The organism is Phocaeicola sp. HCN-6420 (assembly GCF_037890145.1).
Classification (GTDB): domain Bacteria; phylum Bacteroidota; class Bacteroidia; order Bacteroidales; family Bacteroidaceae; genus Phocaeicola.
The window spans coordinates 92,804-114,343 of sequence record NZ_JBBKBJ010000005.1; the positions used below are offsets into that span (position 1 = coordinate 92,804).

23 protein-coding genes and 1 tRNA gene are annotated in these 21,540 nt (G+C 43.8%); 15 read left to right on the forward strand and 9 right to left on the reverse strand.

All coding sequences use genetic code 11. The features are described from left to right. Window positions 1-651, forward strand: coding sequence for an ABC transporter ATP-binding protein (locus WKT12_RS04885; RefSeq protein WP_340318971.1), 651 nt, complete (start codon window positions 1-3; stop codon window positions 649-651). Between the two features lie 6 nt (window positions 652-657). On the opposite strand, the gene WKT12_RS04890 is transcribed toward WKT12_RS04885, so the two are convergent. Beyond that, a complete protein-coding gene (locus tag WKT12_RS04890) occupies window positions 658-1,527 on the reverse strand; it encodes an endonuclease/exonuclease/phosphatase family protein (RefSeq protein WP_445323121.1) in 870 nt (289 codons plus the stop codon). Between the two features lie 278 nt (window positions 1,528-1,805). Between WKT12_RS04890 and WKT12_RS04895 the strand changes: the two genes are divergently transcribed. Next, window positions 1,806-2,645 (forward strand): CvfB family protein, encoded by an 840-nt coding sequence (locus WKT12_RS04895; RefSeq protein ID WP_340318972.1) that lies wholly within the window; start codon window positions 1,806-1,808, stop codon window positions 2,643-2,645. A gap of 83 nt (window positions 2,646-2,728) precedes the next feature. Here the strand turns inward: WKT12_RS04895 and pfkA are convergent, their stop codons facing one another. The 3 genes from pfkA to cmk form a co-directional block, all read right to left on the reverse strand. After that, window positions 2,729-3,709 (reverse strand): 6-phosphofructokinase, encoded by a 981-nt coding sequence (pfkA, locus tag WKT12_RS04900; protein WP_021971207.1) that lies wholly within the window; start codon window positions 3,707-3,709, stop codon window positions 2,729-2,731. Window positions 3,710-3,794: 85 nt separating this feature from the next. Further along, window positions 3,795-4,664: a 4-hydroxy-3-methylbut-2-enyl diphosphate reductase gene (locus WKT12_RS04905; RefSeq protein WP_340318973.1), complete on the reverse strand. Its 870-nt coding sequence runs from the start codon at window positions 4,662-4,664 to the stop codon at window positions 3,795-3,797. Next, window positions 4,657-5,349, reverse strand: a complete 693-nt coding sequence (gene cmk, locus WKT12_RS04910; RefSeq protein WP_340318974.1) for a (d)CMP kinase — start codon at window positions 5,347-5,349, stop codon at window positions 4,657-4,659. Before cmk ends, WKT12_RS04905 begins: the two co-directional genes overlap by 8 nt. Window positions 5,350-5,524: 175 nt before the next feature. Between cmk and WKT12_RS04915 the strand changes: the two genes are divergently transcribed. The 8 genes from WKT12_RS04915 (at window position 5,525) to WKT12_RS04950 (ending at window position 10,794) form a co-directional block, all read left to right on the forward strand. Continuing rightward, on the forward strand, window positions 5,525-6,211 hold the full coding sequence (locus WKT12_RS04915) for an energy transducer TonB (protein ID WP_340318975.1): 687 nt from the start codon (window positions 5,525-5,527) through the stop codon (window positions 6,209-6,211). 98 nt (window positions 6,212-6,309) lie between these two features. Further along, complete coding sequence (locus WKT12_RS04920; protein ID WP_340318976.1) at window positions 6,310-7,293, forward strand: polyprenyl synthetase family protein; 984 nt, start codon at window positions 6,310-6,312, stop codon at window positions 7,291-7,293. 10 nt (window positions 7,294-7,303) lie between these two features. Next, the gene (locus tag WKT12_RS04925; RefSeq protein WP_340318977.1) at window positions 7,304-8,092 is read left to right on the forward strand and encodes a TatD family hydrolase; all 789 of its coding nucleotides are present in this window, start codon (window positions 7,304-7,306) and stop codon (window positions 8,090-8,092) included. Between the two features lie 157 nt (window positions 8,093-8,249). Further along, window positions 8,250-8,337, forward strand: a tRNA-Ser gene (locus WKT12_RS04930). Window positions 8,338-8,411: 74 nt separating this feature from the next. Next, window positions 8,412-9,218, forward strand: coding sequence for a MotA/TolQ/ExbB proton channel family protein (locus WKT12_RS04935; RefSeq protein ID WP_340318978.1), 807 nt, complete (start codon window positions 8,412-8,414; stop codon window positions 9,216-9,218). Window positions 9,219-9,228: 10 nt separating this feature from the next. After that, a complete protein-coding gene (locus tag WKT12_RS04940) occupies window positions 9,229-9,693 on the forward strand; it encodes a hypothetical protein (protein WP_021971587.1) in 465 nt (154 codons plus the stop codon). 46 nt (window positions 9,694-9,739) lie between these two features. Next, on the forward strand, window positions 9,740-10,327 hold the full coding sequence (locus tag WKT12_RS04945) for an ExbD/TolR family protein (RefSeq protein ID WP_021971586.1): 588 nt from the start codon (window positions 9,740-9,742) through the stop codon (window positions 10,325-10,327). A gap of 2 nt (window positions 10,328-10,329) precedes the next feature. Further along, window positions 10,330-10,794 (forward strand): ExbD/TolR family protein, encoded by a 465-nt coding sequence (locus WKT12_RS04950; protein WP_340318979.1) that lies wholly within the window; start codon window positions 10,330-10,332, stop codon window positions 10,792-10,794. A gap of 199 nt (window positions 10,795-10,993) precedes the next feature. On the opposite strand, the gene WKT12_RS04955 is transcribed toward WKT12_RS04950, so the two are convergent. Together WKT12_RS04955 and WKT12_RS04960 are read right to left on the reverse strand one after the other, a co-directional pair. Next, window positions 10,994-11,536 (reverse strand): GNAT family N-acetyltransferase, encoded by a 543-nt coding sequence (locus WKT12_RS04955; protein ID WP_340318980.1) that lies wholly within the window; start codon window positions 11,534-11,536, stop codon window positions 10,994-10,996. A 10-nt stretch (window positions 11,537-11,546) separates the two neighbouring features. Beyond that, a complete protein-coding gene (locus tag WKT12_RS04960) occupies window positions 11,547-12,836 on the reverse strand; it encodes a M64 family metallopeptidase (RefSeq protein WP_021971583.1) in 1,290 nt (429 codons plus the stop codon). 136 nt (window positions 12,837-12,972) lie between these two features. On the opposite strand from WKT12_RS04960, the gene WKT12_RS04965 reads away from it, so the two are divergent. Further along, window positions 12,973-13,449, forward strand: a complete 477-nt coding sequence (locus tag WKT12_RS04965) for an Lrp/AsnC family transcriptional regulator (RefSeq protein WP_021971582.1) — start codon at window positions 12,973-12,975, stop codon at window positions 13,447-13,449. Between the two features lie 171 nt (window positions 13,450-13,620). Here the strand turns inward: WKT12_RS04965 and WKT12_RS04970 are convergent, their stop codons facing one another. The 3 genes from WKT12_RS04970 to WKT12_RS04980 are packed head-to-tail and all read right to left on the reverse strand — an operon-like array spanning window position 13,621 to window position 15,374. Then, complete coding sequence (locus WKT12_RS04970; RefSeq protein WP_340318981.1) at window positions 13,621-13,905, reverse strand: DUF4834 family protein; 285 nt, start codon at window positions 13,903-13,905, stop codon at window positions 13,621-13,623. A 54-nt stretch (window positions 13,906-13,959) separates the two neighbouring features. Continuing rightward, a complete protein-coding gene (gene pssA, locus WKT12_RS04975; RefSeq protein WP_340318982.1) occupies window positions 13,960-14,664 on the reverse strand; it encodes a CDP-diacylglycerol--serine O-phosphatidyltransferase in 705 nt (234 codons plus the stop codon). 14 nt (window positions 14,665-14,678) lie between these two features. Next, the gene (locus WKT12_RS04980) at window positions 14,679-15,374 is read right to left on the reverse strand and encodes a phosphatidylserine decarboxylase family protein (protein WP_021971579.1); all 696 of its coding nucleotides are present in this window, start codon (window positions 15,372-15,374) and stop codon (window positions 14,679-14,681) included. A 188-nt stretch (window positions 15,375-15,562) separates the two neighbouring features. Here WKT12_RS04980 and dnaE point away from each other — a divergent pair, with 188 nt between their 5' ends. The 4 genes from dnaE to WKT12_RS05000 all read left to right on the forward strand — a co-directional run bounded on the left by dnaE (window position 15,563) and on the right by WKT12_RS05000 (window position 21,532). After that, complete coding sequence (gene dnaE / locus WKT12_RS04985; protein ID WP_340318983.1) at window positions 15,563-19,360, forward strand: DNA polymerase III subunit alpha; 3,798 nt, start codon at window positions 15,563-15,565, stop codon at window positions 19,358-19,360. Window positions 19,361-19,403: 43 nt separating this feature from the next. Next, window positions 19,404-19,721, forward strand: coding sequence for a thioredoxin (trxA, locus tag WKT12_RS04990; RefSeq protein WP_021971577.1), 318 nt, complete (start codon window positions 19,404-19,406; stop codon window positions 19,719-19,721). 23 nt (window positions 19,722-19,744) lie between these two features. Next, window positions 19,745-20,080 (forward strand): hypothetical protein, encoded by a 336-nt coding sequence (locus WKT12_RS04995; RefSeq protein WP_022232720.1) that lies wholly within the window; start codon window positions 19,745-19,747, stop codon window positions 20,078-20,080. 162 nt (window positions 20,081-20,242) lie between these two features. Next, window positions 20,243-21,532, forward strand: coding sequence for a metallophosphoesterase family protein (locus tag WKT12_RS05000; RefSeq protein ID WP_340318984.1), 1,290 nt, complete (start codon window positions 20,243-20,245; stop codon window positions 21,530-21,532). The last annotated feature ends 8 nt before the right edge of the window (window positions 21,533-21,540 follow it).

The window sequence follows — 21,540 nt, forward strand, 5'->3', positions numbered from 1 at the left end:
ATGATTCAGTTGGAAGGAATAACCAAGAGTTTCGGTTCGCTGCATGTACTGAAGGGAATCGACCTGACTATAAATAAAGGAGAAGTGGTGAGTATCGTAGGTCCCAGCGGAGCCGGAAAAACGACCTTACTGCAAATTATGGGTACGCTCGACAAGCCCGACAGCGGGCGGATTGTATTGAACGGTACGGAGGTAAACCGTCTGAAGGAAAAAGAGCTTTCTGCTTTCCGCAACAAGGAAATTGGCTTTGTGTTTCAGTTTCATCAGCTTCTGCCGGAGTTTACGGCACTGGAGAATGTAATGATACCTGCGCTGATTCAGGGTGTATCGGCTTCTGAAGCGAAGAAAAAGGCTGCTGAGATGCTCGACTTTCTCGGACTGTCGGAACGTGCTTCTCATAAGCCGGCGGAACTTTCGGGCGGTGAGAAGCAGCGTGTGGCAGTAGCGCGGGCATTGATAAACCATCCTGCGGTGGTACTTGCCGATGAACCGTCGGGCAGTCTGGATACACAGAATAAAATAGAACTGCACCGCCTGTTCTTCGATTTGCGCGATAAGCTGGGACAGACTTTTGTCATTGTTACCCATGATGAAGAACTGGCGGCGCAGACTGACCGTACCATTCACATGATAGACGGTATGATAAAATAAGGAGTATCAGAACGACAGGTGAACCACTTCCGGATTATGGTCGGAAAGGAAATCGCCTGCCTGTTTGGCTTCCTGCGGAATGTAGCTGTCTTGTACTTTTATTTGTGGAGTGACAAAGATAAAATCAATCTTTTCGCAGGAGTCGGCAGGGATACGTCCGAAATCGTGGAAGGTGTAGCTTACTCCCTCTCGTTGTGCCGCTTCCTTGTAGGCATCTTTCAGAACAAATTCATTGGTTGTGATGGTTTCGTATGCTTCTGATTGGTCGGATACATTGAAGTCGCCCGTCAGCACAGCAGGCTGGTCGCCTACAATCTCCTTGATTTTTTCGATAATAAGCAGAGCACTTTTTCTTCTGGCTTCTGTTCCTACATGGTCGAAGTGAGTATTGACAGCCATAAATACTTTTCCGTTTTTCTTGTCTTTCAGTTTTGCCCAAGTTGCGATACGGGTACAAGCTCCGTCCCATCCGATGAAACCTACGCTATCGGGATATTGTGACAGCCAGAATGTGTTGCTGTCGAGTACTTCGAAACGGTCTTTCTTGTAGAACAGAGGCGCATACTCGCCTTTTGTCTTACCATCTTCACGTCCTACACCGACTTCGGCATATTCGGGCAGACGCGATTTCAGGTCTTCCAGCTGATTATAAAGTACTTCTTGCATACCTACTATGTCAATGCCCTGTTTTTTAATGAATTCGGCTACATTGTCTTTCCGGTACTGCCAGTTGTTCAGGCTGTCGGCGGGATTGTCATAACGAATGTTGAATGTGCCCCATGTAATTTCTGTAGGCTGTTGCTGGGTAGTACACGAAGGGGTAGCGATGGCAAATGCGGCTGCTACGATTCCCATGGTGAAAAGAGAGTGTTTCATAGGATAAAAATTTAATTATTCTGCTAAGTAAAACAATTTTGCCGGTTTTTCCACTTATAACCTGTCTAAAATTTTTTTAAGATGCATATTACAAAATTTTCTCTTTCGCACGGTGATGTGTCTTCCAGAAAGCCTTGCGTTGGGATTCTTGGGGCTTTGTCTGAAAGAAAGTTTGGTTTGCTGGTTTGGATATAATGATATGTTTAGAAAGTAAAATCTTTGCGGGAAGCTGGTATATTACTTTTTTGTGTTATCTTTGACGGAAATAAAGAATAGTTATGAGTCATATACAGTTAGGAAGATATAATCAGCTGGAGGTTGTAAAGGAAGTAGACTTCGGCATGTACCTCAATGGTGATGAGGATGGTGAAATATTGCTCCCGAAGCGTTATGTGCCAGAAGGCTGTAAACCGGGAGATGTACTCAATGTGTTTATTTACCTCGATATGGACGAACGTCTGGTTGCCACTACACTGGAACCTTATGTACAGGTTGGGGAATTTGCCTGTCTTGAGGTTGCGTGGGTTAATCAGTTTGGTGCATTTTTGAACTGGGGACTGATGAAGGATCTTTTTGTACCTTTCCGCGAACAGAAGGCCAAGATGCAGAAAGGCGGACGCTACGTGGTACATGTTCATCTGGACGATGAAAGCTACCGTATTGTAGCATCGGCTAAGGTGGAACGCTATTTGTCGAAGGAACGTCCTGAATATACTCCGGGTGAAGAGGTAAGTATACTTGTCTGGCAGAAGACGGACCTGGGATTTAAGGTAATAGTGGATAATAAATTCTCGGGAATGCTTTTCCATAATGAGATTTTCCAGCCTTTGGAGTCGGGCATGCACTTGCGTGCGTATGTGAAGCGAGTACGTGAGGATGGTAAGATTGATCTTGAACTTCAGCAGAAAGGTGTGAAGAAGGTAGATGACTTTTCAGAAGTTCTGTTGCAGTATATAAAAGACAATGACGGTTATACCCCGGTAAATGACAAGACGGATGCCGAAATAATATACAATACGTTTGGTGTAAGCAAGAAGACCTTTAAGAAAGCTGTAGGCGAATTGTATAAAAAACGGCTGATATTACTGGAAGATAACGGTATCAGGCTGGTGAAATGATGAAATAAGCCGTGAAAATATATAAAAAAATCACCTTGTTGCACACTGCTACAAGGTGATTTTTGTTTTTGTATCGTTTGTTGTCAGATAGATAATTCGTGAAGTACGTTGACCAGTTCGCGGTCGATAGGCTTGTCGTTTTTGATGGCTTTTGTAAATGGAACATAAACAATCTGGTCGTTCTCTATTCCAATCATCACATTACGTTGTCCTTCCATCAGGGCCTGTATACTGGCTACACCCATTCGGCTGGCAATGATACGGTCGTGTGCAGTAGGTTTACCACCTCTCTGCAGATGTCCCAGAATAGTAACACGTACATCGTATTGCGGGTATTCATTCTTTACACGTTCAGCATAATGCATTGCTCCACCCGTAATTTCACTTTCGGCAACCAATACGATAGAACTGCTCTTCGATTTGCGGAATCCGTTTTTGATAAATTCTTCCAACTGGTCGACCTCTGTATTGAATTCGGGAATGATGGCAGCTTCAGCTCCCGCTGCGATGGCACCGTTCAATGCCAGGAAACCGGCATCGCGTCCCATAACCTCAACGAAGAACAAGCGTTCGTGTGAAGTTGCGGTGTCACGAATTTTGTCGACAGCATCAAGAATCGTATTTAAGGCAGTGTCGTAGCCGATAGTTGTGTCGGTACCGTACAAGTCGTTGTCGATGGTTCCGGGCAGTCCGATACAAGGTACGTCAAACTCTTGTGCCAGCAGTCGTGCTCCGGTCAGCGATCCATCTCCACCGATAACTACCAGTGCATCGATGCCTTCGCGCTGCATAGTTTCGTAAGCTATCTTACGTCCTTCTGGGGTTTTGAATTCCTGACAGCGTGCTGTCTTCAGAATTGTACCTCCCTGCTGTATGATGTTGCTGACATTTTGGGTTTTGAACTCCTGAATTTCACCGGTAATAAGACCTTTATATCCACGGTAGATACCTTTTACGGTCAGTCCGTTGTATATAGCCGAACGGGTGACGGCGCGGATTGCAGCATTCATTCCAGGAGCATCACCACCTGAAGTCAAGATGCCAATACATTTAATAGTTCCCATAAGTTATTTGTTCGTTTTAATCTTGATGGCGCAAAAGTATTAAAAAACTAATTTACAAGCAAATAAAAGTCACTATTTTTGGATGTTATGCGTATGACAAAATTGTTTCCCGGCATGCTTCCATCAGCCATTTCGGGGTAGAGGTTGCTCCGCATATACCGATAGATTGTGCATCTTTTAGCAGGTTCCTGTCTATTTCTTCCGGACGGTCTATCTGGTATGAATTAGGGTTCACTTTCCGACATTCCTGAAAAAGAATTTTACCGTTCGAACTTTTATGTCCGCAGACGAAGAATACCAGGTCGTGTTCTGCAGCAAATTTCCGGATATCAGGCATACGGTTGGCTACTTGCCGGCATATCGTATCGTAATATAGGAAAGTAGCATTGGGAGAAATGTGCTCCTGAATGTAAGCTACGATTTGGCGGAATTCGTCGAGTGACTTGGTCGTCTGCGAATACAACCGGATATCTTTGTTGAAATCCAGTTTCTCGGCTTCAGCCAGATTTTCTATTACGATAGCCTGTCCGTTGGTTTGTCCTACCAGTCCCAGTACTTCTGCATGTCCGTTTTTTCCGAAAATAACAATTTGCTTTTCCCGTCCTTCCGGACTGGGGGTATCGAATTCCTGTTTGATTCGTTTTTGCAGGCGGAGCACTACGGGACAGGTTGCATCAATGATTTCGATATTATTCTGTTGGGCAAGCTGATAGGTGAGGGGAGGTTCTCCATGCGCCCGAAGCAGTACCTTTACATTTTGTAACTGTGCGAATTCATCGTGGTCGATCGTGTTCAGTCCCAGTTGTTTTAATCGTTCACATTCACGTCCGTTGTGCACAATATCTCCCAGGCAATAGAGGGTATCACTCTTTGCCAGTTCTTCTTCGGCTTTCCGGATGGCAGTTGTCACTCCGAAGCAGAAGCCGGAACTTTCATCTATTTCTACTTTACGCATGAGTTGCCCGCAAGTATTGATTCATCAGCCATTCTTTCTGTTCTGCGATACTCATGTAGCTGTTGTCCAGCAATATCGCATCATCAGCCTTGCGCAAGGGACTAACTTCCCGTGTCTGGTCGATACGGTCACGTTCTTCTACGTTATGCAGGATTGCCTCAAAGGACGCTTCCTGTCCTTTGGCTTTTAGTTCATCGTAGCGGCGTTGTGCGCGGATTTCGGCCGATGCTGTTACGAATATCTTCAGTTCAGCATCGGGGAATACAGCCGTACCGATATCTCGTCCATCCATTACGATACCTTTTTCCTTACCCAGTTCCTGTTGCTGGCGTACCAGTGCTTCGCGTACGAATCCCAATGCAGCTACGGGGCTCACATGTGAAGAAACTTCGAGTGTACGTATTTGGTTTTCCACGTCAGTTTCGTTCAGAAAAGTATGGGGGCGTCCGCTTTGAGCGTCCAGTTGGAATGAAATATGAATTTCGTTCATTTGTCCTTTCAGCTTTTCCTCATCGATGCTTCCGTCAGCATGGAATAATCCATGTTCGATACAGTAGAGAGTGACGGCCCGGTACATAGCTCCGCTGTCGATGTATATATAACCGATTTCTTTGGCAAGGTCCTTTGCCATGGTGCTTTTGCCGCAGGAAGAGAATCCGTCGATTGCGATAATGATTTTGTTCATACCTTATATTATATATAGCGTTAATAAAAATCAGTTTTCAAAGATACTCTATTTTCGTGACAGATGATGTGTCGTATATTTATTTTGCAATTTTTTATCCTTATCTTGTTGCAAATTCGAAGATTTGAACTACATTTGCGGAACAGAGAATTTATAAACCTATAAAATTATTTTTATGGAAATTAAAAAATCGCCGAAAGCCGATCTTGAAGGCAAGAAAACCACATGGTTTCTGGTCGGGCTCGTGCTGATATTGGCAGCAATGTTCGTTGCGTTTGAATGGACCAAACGTGATGTCGTGATCACTGCCGATAGTGGTATCGTAGATGTGCCTTTTGAAGAGGAAATGGTGCCTATCACCGAACAGGAAGAACCTAAACAAGCTCCTCCTCCCCCCGAAGCTCCGAAAGTAGAAGAAGTTTTGCAGATCGCTGATAACGATGCAAACGTACAGGAATCTACTATCCAGTCAAACGAGGATAAAGGTCAAGCTGTTGAAATCAAGTATGTTCCTGAAGTTGTAGAAGAGGAAGAAGTTGAAGAACAGCAGATCTTCCAGGTTGTAGAGGAAATGCCGGAATTCCCGGGTGGTATGGGTGAATGTTTGAAGTTCTTGGCTAAGAACATCAAGTACCCGACTATCGCACAGGAAACTGGTGTACAGGGACGTGTTATCGTTCAGTTCGTCGTAAACCAGGATGGTTCTATCGTTGACCCGGTTGTTGTTCGTAGTGTAGACCCGTATCTGGATAAGGAAGCACTCCGTGTGATCAAGATGATGCCGAAGTGGAAGCCAGGTAAACAGCGTGGTAAAGCTGTACGTGTAAAATATACAGTGCCTGTAACATTTAAGTTGCAGTAAGCTTTTCCGAGATAATATTGTTTAGGCACGGATTGCACAGATGTTAAGGCTGTGTATCCGTGCCTAAAAATTTTATTTATAATCTAAAAGAAACAATCATGAAGCAGCAAACTTCAAAAGAATTACTGAGTCAGATTCATGCATATATAGAATCGTTACCTTACTCACACGATCCAAAAGGACTTTATGATCCGATAGAATATGTACTTGGATTGGGGGGCAAGCGTCTTCGTCCGGTACTTATGTTGCTTGCATATAATTTGTTTAAGGAGGATGTGGAAACGATATTCTCTCAGGCAGCCGCAATTGAAACTTATCATAATTTTACACTTTTGCATGATGATTTGATGGATAAGGCGGACATGCGCCGTGGAAAGCCTACCGTTCATAAGAAATGGGATGAAAATACGGCTATTCTTTCGGGTGACGCCATGCTGATTCTTTCTTATCAGTTCATGATGCAAGGGTGTCCGCAAGCATGTATGAAGCAGGTGATGGAAGTCTTTTCGCGTACAGCTCTGGAAGTGTGCGACGGTCAGCAGTGGGATATGGAGTTTGAACTCAGGGAGGATGTGACGGTTGAGGAATACATGGAAATGATTCGTCTGAAAACATCCGTTTTGCTTGCCGGTGCACTGAAAATAGGTGCCATACTGGGAGGTGCTTCAGAAAAGGATGCGCAGTTGCTTTATGATTTTGGTATAAAGGCGGGACTCGCTTTCCAGTTGCAGGATGATTATCTGGATGTTTATGGCGATCCGAAGGTTTTTGGAAAAAATATCGGTGGTGATATCTTGTGCAACAAAAAAACGTTTATGCTGATTACGGCTTTAGAAAAGGCCGATGGAGAAACACGGGCTTGTTTGCAGAATTGGCTGAAGGCTGAGCATTACGAGCCTGCTCAAAAAATAGAAGCTGTAACTACTATATATAATAAGGTAGGGGTTCGGGATATTTGTCGGGATAAAATTGACGAATATTATAAGGAGAGCGTATGCTTGTTGAATGAAGTAGGAGTAGATGCTTCGTATAAGAAGAACTTGGCAGATTTTGTACTTGGATTAATGAATCGTAATCTATAATATAAAATATATGGTAACTTTAATCGATACTCACACACATTTATTTGCTGAAGAGTTTGACTGCGACCGTGAACTGGCAATTATTCGTGCCGGAGAGGCTGGAGTGACACGCTTGTTTATGCCGAATATTGATGATACCTCGGTAGAAGCTATGCTGGCACTATGTAACTCACACGACGCATGTTATCCGATGATCGGATTTCATCCTACTTCGGTAGATAAAAATTGGAAAACACGTCTGGCTGTTGTCGAAAAATGGTTGCGTTCGGAGCAGACATTTTATGGCATTGGCGAAGTAGGAATGGATTTGTACTGGGATAAAACTTTCCGGAAGGAACAGATGGAGGTATTCGATATTCAGGTAAAATGGGCACTTGAATTCGATTTGCCGTTAATTATTCATTGCCGTGAAGCTTATCCTGAACTGCTCGAAGTTTTGGAACCTTATCGCAACACCTCGCTGACCGGTATCTTTCACAGCTTTACCGGAACAGAAGAAGATGCTGTTAAGCTGATGGAATATTCCGGATTTATGTTAGGAGTAAACGGTGTTGTAACTTTTAAGAAAAGTATTTTGCCGGAAATTTTGAAATCTGTACCTTTGAACCGTCTTGTTCTGGAAACAGACTCGCCTTACTTGGCACCGGTTCCTTATAGAGGAAAGCGTAATGAAAGTGCATACCTGGTAAAAATAGCGGAAAAGCTGTGTGAGGTGTATGACGTTCCAATGGCGGAAATCGGTCGGATAACTTCAGAAAACGCGCTCAAAGTTTTTAAAAATGCCAAGAATAGTTTTTAAAGTTTATTAATTTTAGGGCTATAACTAAACTTTTGGCGAATGAATGTTATGTAAGACGAAAAAAAAGAATACATTTGTGGCAGAAATCGCTTGTCGTTCGCATTTTTATTTGTAATTTGCGTTCGATTTAAGAGAAAGGCTTCAGACGAGGTCATGAGGAGAGGTGCTCGAGTGGTTGAAGAGGCACGCCTGGAAAGCGTGTATACGCCAAAAGCGTATCACGGGTTCGAATCCCGTTCTCTCCGCAAGGAAAAAATGAAGAAACAATTAAAAACAATTTATAACTATTAATTATTTAATCTTAAAAATTAGACACACAATGAAAAAGTTATTTGCAATTCTTGCAGTGATGGGAGTCCTCTCATTCGGAATGACTCAGACAGCTATGGCTCAGGATTCTACAGCTACAGCAGCTCCAGAACAAACAGAACAGGTTGCTCCTGCTGAAACAACAGACGAAGCTGCTCCTGCTACAGTTGAAGAAGGAAGTATGCACAAAGAGTTGAAGACTAAGTTTATCGAAGGTGATGCAGGCTTCATGTCATTGGTAGCTATCGCATTGGTACTTGGTTTGGCTTTCTGTATTGAACGTATCATTTACTTGAGCTTGGCTGAAGTTGACGTTAAGAAATTGATGGCTAAAGTTGAAGCTGCTTTGGAAAAAGGTGATGTAGAAGGTGCTAAGACTGTTTGCCGTAACACTCGTGGTCCTGTTGCTTCTATCTGCTATCAGGGTTTGATGAGAATCGACGAAGGTTTGGACGTTGTTGAACGTTCTGTAGTATCTTACGGTGGTGTTCAGGCTGGTTACCTTGAAAAAGGATGTTCTTGGATTACACTGTTCATCGCAATGGCTCCGTCTTTGGGATTCTTGGGTACTGTAATCGGTATGGTTATGGCGTTCGATAACATCCAGCGTGCAGGTGATATTTCTCCGACAGTTGTTGCCGGTGGTATGAAAGTTGCGTTGATCACTACTATCTTCGGTTTGATTGTAGCATTGATTCTTCAGGTATTCTATAACTACATTCTTTCTAAGATTGAAGCTATCACAAGCCAGATGGAAGATTCTTCTATCACTTTGCTTGATATGATCATGAAATACAACTTGAAATACAAAAAATAATTATTGAACAATGGCTAAATTATCATACAAAGTTTCTTACTACGTATTCTATGTCTGCATCGCCCTTATATTGGTTGTGCTCGGCATGTTCTTCGGAGTAGGATACAACGAAACAAATGCTGCAGGTTTGGTTGAACCTGCTAATACGCCAGCACTGATGTACTTGATGTACGGAATGTTTGCTGTGACTGTTGTTGCTACACTTATTGGTGCTATCGCTCAGTTTGGTGGCGCATTGAAAGATAATCCAAAAGGTGCTATCAAATCTTTACTGGGATTGATTCTGTTGGTAGTTCTGTTGATCGTTACTTACAATGTAGGTTCTTCTGAAACTGTAGTTTTAGGTGACGGTTCTGAATACTCAGATGCTACTATGCTGAAAGTAACAGATATGTTCCTTTATTCTACTTATGTATTGTTTGCTATCGCTGCAATCGGTGCATTGGTTAACTTGTCTGGTATCTTTAAGAGATAATATCATAACATTGAAGTTTAATAAATTAAAAACGAAGTAAGTAAAAATGGCAAAAAGGAATAGAAAAGTGCCGGGAATTAATGCAAGTTCAACGGCAGATATCGCCTTTATGTTGCTTATCTTCTTCCTTATTACAACATCAATGGATACTGACCGTGGTTTGGCGAGACGTTTGCCGCCTCCACCAGAAAACAAAGATCAGAAAGATGATATTATTGTTAAGGAAAGAAACGTTCTCCAGGTTCGTTTGAACAAAGACGACCAGTTGATGGTTGGTGGAGAATGGTCTGATATTAAGCAATTAAGAGAAAAGGCTAAAGAATTCATTGCTAACCCGAAGGATGATCCAAACTTGCCGGAAAAACATGCGAAGACTCTTCCTTTCTTTGGTGATGTAATGATAACTGAAAAACATGTAATTTCTGTACAGAACGACGTTGGTACTAGCTATGATGCTTATCTTCAGGTTCAGAACGAATTGGTAGCTGCTTACAATGAATTACGTAACGAGCTGGCTAAGGCTCAGTTTGGTAAGGAGTTCTCTGAATGTTCTGAAGAACAGAAAGATGCTATCATGGAATACTATCCACAGAAGATTTCTGAAGCAGAACCTAAAAAGTATGGAGGTAACTAATCATGGGAAAATTTAATAAGAGTGGTAAGCGCGAGATGCCGGAATTGAACACCTCTTCTTTGCCTGACCTTATTTTTACCATGTTGTTCTTCTTCATGATTGTAACAAGCATGCGTGAGGTTACGCTGAAAGTACAGTTTAAGGTTCCTGCTGCTACAGAATTGGAAAAGCTTGAAAAGAAATCATTAGTTTCTTTCATTTATATTGGTAAACCTTTGCCAGAGTACCAGAAGAAGATGGGTACTACCGATCGTATTCAGTTGAATGATAAGTTCGCTGAAGCATCAGAGGTTCAGGACTACATCTATCAGGAACGTGAAAATATGAAAGAAGCTGATAAGCCGTTTATGACAGTTTCATTGAAGGTCGATGCAAAGACTAAGATGGGTATTGTTACAGAAGTAAAACAGGCTCTTCGTCAGGCTTATGCTTTGAAGATTAACTATTCTGCTACACAGCGTCAGTAATAGTTCAACCATAAAGCTAAAAAAAGAGGTTACTCCTATGGGAGTAGCCTCTTTTCGTTTTTATGGGACTTTTGACAAGACGAATCATTTTTTCGATGCTGTAGTGTAGTCCGGTCTATTTATCATCCCTTAGAATTTTCCTTCTCAGGTAAATGACCGTTTTTTAAGAAATGTCATGCATTGTCAGATTTTTCCGCTGTTATTTTACGTCATAAACCTTTCGGTAAATTTCATCTCTTATTTCCGGATATTGTTCATCGATGCTGGCTGTACCCGAAAACATGAGGTAAAGAGGAAGGTTGTTGCCTCCTTTTCGGTAGGGAGGTTGTATATAATCCTGTAAACAAAGAGAAAAACCACATCGTTTGTAGAATTCAATTCGTCTGATACTCATTTCATCTTCAGGTCGTTCTACTTCCAGAATGATGGTACCCGGAAATTCGTCTTTGAGTGTTTCCATAATACGTTTTCCATAACCTTTGTTGCGTACTTTGGGGGAAGTTGCCAGATGCTCTACATAGCGAAATCCATTCAGTTCCCATACGGTGATTAAGCCGATAGCTGTTTCGTTTTCTCCCTCCTCATCTGTAATCAGATAACAATTGAAAGCTGGATTATGGTCGGTATTATATCGTTGTACATCATCATCCCTACGTTCGTCTACGGGAAATGACTGATGCAAAAGCCCCTCTACGAAGTTGTAGAGGGAGTGATTAGTCTGAATTTTTGTAAGTGTCAACATAGATTAATGGTTAGTCGGTATAGAAATGAATTGTTTTCTCAAGCGAACGTTCGCATACCGGACAGAAACAAGGCGCCTCGTTGATTTTCATTCTGCACTCGGTAGTAGGACGGTAGATGCCTTTCAGTGTATATCCTCCACCTTCGTAAACTCCGACTTTGGTATAAATGGCAGTCGAATCAGTTTCTGCAGGTGTCGGTACAGGGGTACCGGCTGGTACCATATCCTTCCATTTACTATCAAAGTCGACCAAGGTTGTGATATTAGGTTCCCAGGGTTCTATTGTGTAAGGATATAGCGGACTGGGAGCCGTATCGTATGCATATTCGTCGGCCAGACCTCCAAAACTGTGCCCGAATTCATGTACAACCACTGGTTTGAACATCGGGTGATGAGCCGTAGTAAGCAGATAAGAGTTGTAAATACCTCCTCCACCATATGTATCGGTATTGGCTAAGATAATAATGTGTTCGTAAGGTATACCTGCCAGCCAGTTGTGCATAGCCTTTACGCTGCGGGTTGTCAGGTAGCGGTCGGAATAAAACGTATCGAAATGTGAGCTGACAGCCGTATTCTTCCATTCTCCTTTTCGGGGTATGCTGACTCCGCTGTCGTGCGAAGGAGTTGCTACGGCTACGACATTAAAGCGTTCCTTTAGGCTTTTGAACGGTTCGTGTGAGAATATCGCATCACAAGCAGCTTGAGCATCCTTGTAGAAAACATCCATTTCTTCTTCCGTATACCCCTCTGCCATAATAGCAAGATCGATACATTTGTCGGGAGTACCATTCTTGATCAGGTAACGGTGAGGAGTTACCTGTGACATCCCCCGCTGGTGTATCAAGATATCTTTCGGATCGATGTCGTGTGTCAGCGAAGTACAAGATTTGCGGTAGGCATTCTTCAGTTCGATGGTTACCGTAGCCGGGCGTTTAGGATAAGGCAGCAAGAATGTATTTTCGAATCCTCTTGTCACGTGTTTTGCCTCTTCCTCGCTGATCCATTCTTGAAACAGACTGGAGAATGAAGTACGATAGATAACTTCTCCTGTAGCTTTATCTCGCATGGTGATTTCTCCGTTTCCTTCCAGCGGCAGTTCGCTCAGGAAATTTCTTCTTCCGGCCCATCCGGGAAGTGAAACCAGTTCATCGAGGCTGATATCCTGTTTCTGTGCATTTCCGTTGAATAAATAGTCTATTCTCAGGGTTTTATCAATAAAGAAGTCGTTGAAGTTTTGTGCATATCCGCCAGCCTGAACAAAAGCCGAAATGAATAATGCAGCCAATATGTTTTTTTTCATAAAACCAAAAGATTTAATTTTTTTACAAAGATAGGACTATCTGCCAATTTAGTGCTAAAACAATGATAAAAGTTACAATTGCTATCCCTCGTATGGAATAAATATACTATATTTGTACAAATTTAAAAATTCATCAATGGGACATCATCAATTAGACAGTTTAGACGAACAGATTTTGCGCTTGATTGCCGACAATGCCCGTATTCCCTTTCTGGAAGTGGCACGTGCTTGCAATGTATCAGGTGCTGCGATTCATCAGCGTATCCAGAAGTTGACCAACTTAGGAATACTGAAAGGTTCCGAGTTCATAATAGATCCCGAAAAGATCGGTTATGAAACTTGTGCTTACATCGGGTTATACCTGCGGGACCCCGAACAGTTTGATTCGGTGACAGAAGCTCTGAAGCGTATTCCCGAAGTGGTAGAATGTCATTACACTACCGGACAGTATGACATGTTTATCAAGATTTACGCAAAGAATAATCATCATTTACTGAATATCATCCACGATAAATTACAGCCGCTGGGCTTGTCACGCTCGGAAACCATTATATCTTTCCGTGAAGCAATCAAGCGTCAGATGCCTATACAGGATGTAGTAGACGAAGAATAAAGAGTCCATTCAGTCGATCGCATACAAAGATTCCCCGCTTAAAAGATTTCTTTCATTGCAAGACAAACTTTTAAGCGGGGAATCTTTGTTTTTTCTCTATATTGTTAGGCAGCAAAAATATTCCATTCTTGCTGCGCATATGCTTATACTGTGAAAGTTGTAATCGGTTTATTATTCCTTTACTTCCTCGAAGTCAACGTATTCGCCTTCATCACTGTCGAAAATCTTTTTGCGTCCTGAGGCATTCCGGGCAGACTGCTGTGACTCATCATTGTCGGAAGAGCGATAATTGTATGAGGAACTGCGCTGGTTTTGCGAATGGCTTTGTGCAGAGGAACTTCCTGTCATGCGGCGTCCCAGACCGAATACTGTACGAATGATTTTAGAAAGTACAGCCACTCCGAGGACAAGAACAATCAGAACGAAGAAAAATATAAATCCTAAAATATGAAACATAGTTATTGTTTTTGGTAGTAAAATAACAACAACCGTGCCACGATTATTGTTTTATCATTTTTTACGAGTTATCAGTGAGAGAAGAATATACCAGACAATAACCGCCGCAATGCCACTTAACTGGAAAATAACAAGCAAGGGTATACTGACAATCAGGAAGATATAGCTTATCTTATTGTGCCCCCACGATAAATCTTTGAACTTTAATGAAAACATAGGAAGTTCGGCAACCAGCAACAGTGACATGACAACAACCAGGATGAACAGGTATATTGCATTGAAACTGTCGGAAACCACAAATGCATGTCCGCCTACTGACAGGGAAGCCCAGAATAACGCATTGGCAGGAGTTGGCATGCCGATAAAAGAACTTGTCTGTCGGCTGTCGATATTAAACTTAGCCAGTCGTAGTCCTGAAAAGACAGCTATCAGAAACGCTGTATATGGCATGATTTCAGCCAGTGGCATCAGAAAATCCGGATAATGCACCTCCTTGAACAAGGAAAAGGCGATAGCGGCCGGTGCCAGTCCGAAAGTGATATCATCGGCCAGTGAATCGAGTTCTTTGCCGATAGGAGAGGATACATGGAGCAAACGTGCCGTCATTCCGTCGAAAAAGTCGAATACAGCTCCGATAACAATAAATGTCAAAGCCAGCTTGTAGTTGCCTTGAAATGCCATATAAGCTGCAATACATCCCGAAAAGAGGTTACAGCAAGTTATCGTGTTAGGAATATTACGGACAATTGCATGTGCCATATCTATGTTCCTCCTTACATTAATTTAGCGATGACGGTCTGGTTACCCGTTGTTTTCTGTCCCATTTTTACACATACCTCTGTTCCCAGCGGCAGGTATACATCTACACGTGAGCCAAATTTGATGAATCCCATATGTTCATCGATGTAACAATCTTCTCCTTTTTCGGCATATGTTACGATACGACGTGCCACGGCTCCTGCAATCTGTCGTGCCATGACGGTATGTCCTTCCGGAGTATCGATGACCACCATCGAGCGTTCGTTTTCAGTGCTTGCCTTAGGAAGCCATGCCTTCATGAAACGTCCGTTGTGATGATCTACATGACGAATCACGCCATCTACCGGATACCAGTTGGCATGAACGTTTGTAATATCCATGAAAATAGAAATCATGAGTCGGCGGTCGTGGAAATATTCATGTTCATCCACTTCCTCGATAACAACGATACGTCCGTCTGCCGGAGCTACAACAATTTTTTCCGTGTCACCGCCGAACAGACGAATCGGGCAGCGGAAAAAATTTACCATCAGCAGATAAAGGATGATGCTGGCAAAAGCTATGATGTAGAAAGGTATTTTACACTCTATTCCCCAGTATAATGCAGCATTGATAAGAAGCAATAAAAGTGCGCTGGTTACAAGAATGTGAGTACCTTCCCGGTGTAATCTTATTTTCTTTATTTTTTTTATTTTGTTTAATCCGGTCATAACAAAGTTACATTTTATCGTGCAAAAATATACTTAATTTAAAAACCTGCCAAATAAACAACCGTTAGAATTACCTCTTTACATTTTTTTTTGCTAAAAAGTATTCATGAACGATAACTTTATTCGTTTGTTTTTGTTTGTTCTCCGAAACCTCGGTATCTTTGAACTCTGTTTTTAATAATGAAAATATGCACGATTTTGTTCATTTGCACGTCCACACCCAATATTCTATTCTGGACGGTCAGGCATCAATTCCCCGTTTGGTAGACAAGGCGATTGCCAACGGGATGCGAGGCATTGCCGTAACCGATCATGGCGATATGTTCGGTATAAAGGAGTTTTTCAACTATGTGAACAAGAAGAATGGGGGAACAAATGGCGAGATAAAAGATTTAAAGAAAAAGATTGCCGCACTGGAAAGCGGAAAAGCCGAGTCGGAAAATCCGGAAGCTGAACTGGCTGAATGTCGGGAGCAACTGGAAGCTGCCAAGAAAAAACTGTTCAAGCCGATTATCGGCTGCGAAATGTACGTGGCACGCCGGCGCCTGACGGACAAGGAGGGTAAAGCTGACCAGAGCGGGTATCACCTGGTGGTGCTTGCCAAGAACTTGAAAGGGTATCACAACCTGATTAAGCTGGTTTCGAAGGCATGGACCGAAGGGTTTTACATGCGTCCGCGTACCGACCGTGTGGAACTGGAAAAATATCACGAGGGACTGATTATCTGCTCGGCATGTCTGGGAGGTGAGATTCCACGCCGCATTACGGCAGGACAGTTTGCCGAAGCGGAAGAAGCCATCCAGTGGTACAAGAATTTGTTCGGCGACGATTTTTACCTCGAGTTGCAGCGCCACAAGGCTACCGTGCCACGGGCGAACCACGAAACTTATAAGTTGCAGGAAGTGGTCAACAAGAAGCTGATGGAGTATTCGAAAAAATACAACATCAAGCTGGTCTGCACGAACGATGTACACTTTGTAGATGAAGAAAACGCCGAAGCACACGACCGTCTGATCTGTCTGAGTACCGGTAAGGATCTGGATGATCCGAACCGTATGCTTTATACCAAGCAGGAATGGATGAAAACCCGTGAGGAGATGAACGAGGTATTTGCCGATGTGCCCGAAGCACTGACCAATACCTGCGATATCTGCGATCAGGTGGAGTTTTATTCCATCGACCATGCACCTATCATGCCTACCTTTGCCATTCCCGAAGATTTTGGTACCGAGGAAGAATACCGCAAGAAATTCACCGAGAAAGATTTGTTCGATGAATTTACGCAGGATGAAAACGGCAATGTCGTTATGGACGAGGCTGCGGCAAAGGCAAAAATTGAACGTCTGGGAGGTTACGAAAAACTGTATCGTATCAAGCTGGAAGCCGATTACCTGTCAAAACTGGCATACGACGGAGCGCGCCGTCGTTATGGCGAACACCTGACCGATGAGGTGAGAGAGCGTATCAAGTTCGAGTTGCATATCATGAAGACCATGGGTTTCCCGGGATACTTCTTGATTGTGCAGGACTTTATCTCTGCTGCCCGCAATCAGCTCGATGTGTCTGTAGGACCGGGACGTGGTTCGGCTGCCGGTTCGGCAGTGGCTTATTGCTTGGGTATCACGCAGATCGACCCTATCAAATACGACTTGCTGTTCGAGCGTTTCCTGAATCCCGACCGTATCTCCTTGCCGGATATCGATGTCGACTTCGATGATGACGGCCGAGGACGTGTGTTGAACTGGGTAACCGAAAAGTACGGACAGGAAAAGGTTGCTCATATTATTACATACGGTACGATGGCGACCAAGCTTGCCATCAAGGATGTGGCGCGTGTGCAGAAACTGCCGCTTTCGGAATCCGACCGTCTGTGTAAGCTTGTGCCCGACAAGATTCCCGACAAGAAACTGAACTTGCCCAATGCCATAGCCTATGTACCCGAGCTGCAAGCTGCCGAGGTTTCGTCGGACCCTGTGCTCCGCGATACTATCAAGTATGCCAAGATGCTGGAAGGTAACGTCCGCAATACGGGTGTGCATGCTTGTGGTACCATTATCTGCCGTGACGATATCACCGACTGGGTACCGGTCAGCACGGCTGATGATAAGGAAACCGGCGAAAAGATGCTGGTGACGCAGTACGAGGGTTCGGTCATCGAAGATACGGGACTGATCAAGATGGACTTCCTCGGACTGAAGACGCTTTCTATCATCAAGGAAGCCCTCGAGAATATCAAGCAGAGTAAAGGCATTATTCTGAATATCGATGAAATTCCGATTGATGATCCGGCTACCTATAAGTTGTATAGCGACGGTCGGACCATCGGTACGTTCCAGTTCGAATCGGCGGGTATGCAGAAGTACCTGCGCGAACTTCAGCCTACCACGTTCGAAGACCTGATTGCCATGAACGCCCTCTATCGTCCGGGACCTATGGATTATATCCCCGACTTTATCGACCGTAAGCAGGGACGCAAGCCTATCGAATACGATATTCCGGTCATGGAGAAATACCTGAAAGATACATACGGTATTACGGTCTATCAGGAGCAGGTGATGTTGCTGTCGCGTCTGCTTGCCGACTTTACCCGAGGCGAATCGGATGCCTTGCGTAAGGCGATGGGTAAGAAGCTGCGCGACAAGCTGGATCACATGAAACCTAAGTTTATCGAGGGAGGAAAGAAGAACGGTCACGACCCGAAGATTCTGGAAAAGATCTGGGCCGACTGGGAAAAGTTTGCTTCCTACGCCTTCAATAAGTCGCATGCTACCTGCTACTCGTGGGTTGCCTATCAGACGGCTTACCTGAAAGCCAACTATCCGTCGGAATACATGGCAGCTACCATGAGCCGTAACATTTCGAACATCACCGAAATCACCAAGCTGATGGACGAGAGCAAAGCGACGGGTGTCAATGTACTGGGACCTGATGTAAACGAAAGTAGCCTGAAGTTCTCTGTAAACCGTCATGGAGATATTCGTTTCGGACTGGGAGCCATCAAGGGAGTAGGTGAGTCGGCTGTGCAGAGTATTCTGGCAGAGCGCGAAAAGAACGGACCTTTCAAAGATATATTCGACTTTGTACAGCGTGTGAATCTTTCGGCATGCAACCGTAAGAACATCGAAAATCTGGCTTTGGCTGGAGCTTTCGACAGTTTCCCGAACATCCATCGTGAGGATTTCTTCGTAAAGAATGCCAAGGACGAAACCTTTGTCGAAGTACTGGTGCGTTACGGAAACAAGTATCAGATGGACAAGGCTGCTGCTGCCAATTCCTTGTTCGGCGGCGAGCATGAAGTGGAAATCGCTACTCCCGAAATAGTCCGTGCGCCGGCATGGAGCGATCTGGAACGCCTGAACAAGGAACGCGAACTGGTAGGTATCTACCTTTCCGCCCATCCGCTGGACGAGTTCTCGGTGATACTGGAAAATGTCTGCACTACGCACATGGCACAGCTTTCCGACTTGACTCCATTGCAGAACCACGACCTGACGCTGGGAGGTATTGTTACCGGCGTGCGTGAGGGATATACCAAAAACGGAAAACCTTTCGGTGTAGCAAAGGTGGAAGACTATTCGGGAACAGCCGAATTTGCATTTTTTGGCAATGAATGGGTGGAAAAGAAAAACTTTTTTGCCGAAGGAATGTTCTTGTTTATGCATGGCAAGTGTCAGCCCCGCCAGTGGAGGCAGGACGAATGGGAGATAAAGATCAACAACATCGAACTGTTGCCCGAGGTGAAAGACCGCTTGATAGAGAAACTTACGGTGACGGCACCGCTCTCTGCCATCAACGACGAGATGATTATGGAATTCAGTTCGCTGGTGAAAGAAAATCCGGGCAATGCCGAACTGTTCTTCTATATCCGCGACGAGGACGGACAGATGCATGTCAACCTTATGTCACGCACGCTGAAAATATCCGTCAGAAAAGACATAGTAAATTATTTAAAAAGTCAGCCATTGTTGGACTATAAAATAAATTAGTATATATTTGCGTATATAATTAAATAACTAAACAACTAGAATTATGGCATTGAATATTAAAGATGACAATTTTGAAGCTATTGTAGCTGAGGGTAAACCAGTAGTTTTGGATTTCTGGGCAACTTGGTGCGGACCTTGCAAGCTGATTGCTCCTTATATTGAAGAACTGGCAGAAGAATATAAAGATAAAGTAAACATCGGTAAGTGTGATGTAGACGACAATGCTGATCTTCCTGCACAGTTCGGCGTACGTAACATTCCTACCGTACTTTTTATCAAGGATGGTAAAGTAGTCGACAAGCAGGTAGGTGCTACTACAAAGGCTGCCTTGAAGGAAAAAGTAGAAGCTTTATTGAAATAATCATTTAAAATCGCATTACGACTATGAGTATGGATGACGATTTCTTGTTGGAAGATGAGGACGATGAAAAGACCATCGAGTTTATAAAGAACTATTTGCCTCAGGAACTGAAAGAGAAGTTTACGGACGACGATCTGTATTACATTCTCGACTTGATAGTAGACTATTATACCACCAGTGGTTGTCTGGACGCTCAACCTGATGACGAAGGTTACATCAACATCGACCAGGATGAAATTGTAAACTACATAGTCAAAGAGTCCAAGAAAGACGGCATGGGGCCTTTCGAACCCGACGATGTATTCTTCGTGGTTCAGGGCGAAATGGAATACGGAAATTCATTGGGACAAGTCGATTGATTTGTCGGCGGAATAAATGAGAAATCCGGTGATGTTTTTTAAAAACGTCACCGGATTTTTTTATGTCCTTTCCGGATGCAGAAAGTAAATGAAATGTAATATTTCCGTTATTCTGCTGACTTGTATACGCTCTATTTTCGCCGTGTCTAAAGACGAAAAGGTATGAAAACAATTATTAGTGCATTAACTGTATGCTGGCTTGGCATATTGGCTGTTGCAGCACAACAATCATCAGTGTTCAAAATCGGAGTATTGTCGGATATTCATTTTATGGCTCCCGAGTTGCTGGATAAACCGGGGAAGGCTTTCGATAACTATATCATCCACGACAGAAAGCTGTTGGAGCAAAGTCCGGAGCTGCTCGACTCGGCTGTTCATGTACTGATACAGGAACAGCCGGAGTTTGTCTTTATCTGCGGCGACCTGACGAAGGACGGAGAAAAAATCTCACACCGGTATGTAGCAGATCATTACCTGAAACAATTAAGGGAAAACGGATGCCGGGTATTTGTCGTACCGGGAAACCACGATGTAAACAATCCGCATGCCGTCATATTCGAGGGCGATACGGTACGTCGTACCGAAACTGTCACTCCCGACGAATTTGCCCGTATCTATAAGGATTATGGTTACGGAGAGGCTCTGGCGCGCGACCCTCATTCATTAAGTTATACGGCACGGCTGGATTCGCATACCTGGTTGCTGGCTATCGATGCCTGCAAATACGAGGAAAATGATTTCGACAACAATGTGTGCGTGACCGGCGGACGTATCAAGCCGGAAACTATGGAGTTTATCCGCCGGCAGGTAGAAGAAGCCCGCAGGCAGCATTGCCGGATAGTGACTATGATGCACCACGGTATTGTAGAACACTGGAAATGGCAGGGAAAGGTTATGAAGGATTATCTGATAGACGACTGGAAATCGCATGCCAGAGAATTTGGCAAGCTGGGGCTTCGGGTAGTCTTTACCGGACATTTTCATGCACAGGACATTACTGCTTTCGGAAAGGGAAACCGATGTGTCTATGATGTGGAAACAGGTTCTACGGTCAGTTTCCCTCAGCCCGTCCGGATTGTGACCTGCTGTTATCCGGAATTGAACATACGCACACGCTGTGTGGAACATTTGTCGGGGGTAAATACGCTGAACGAACTTTCCATACGTTATGCCCGTTCGGGAATACAGACCATCATATCCGACATGCTTCCTGCCAGCATACCGTACGACATTCGGCAACAGGCTGGCAGTACCTTGAGCAAGGCCTATGTAGCCCATCTGAAAGGGGATGAGAAGATGTCCGACTCCTATAAAAGCGAGTTGAAAAAATCATGCCGGAGTTTACGCCGTTATTCATGGAAGTATGCCTTTGCCCTGAAAGTGCTGGGAAAGAGCTTTTTCCATGACCTGACTCCCGCAGACAACGATATCGTTCTGAAACTTAATAAATAATTATTAAT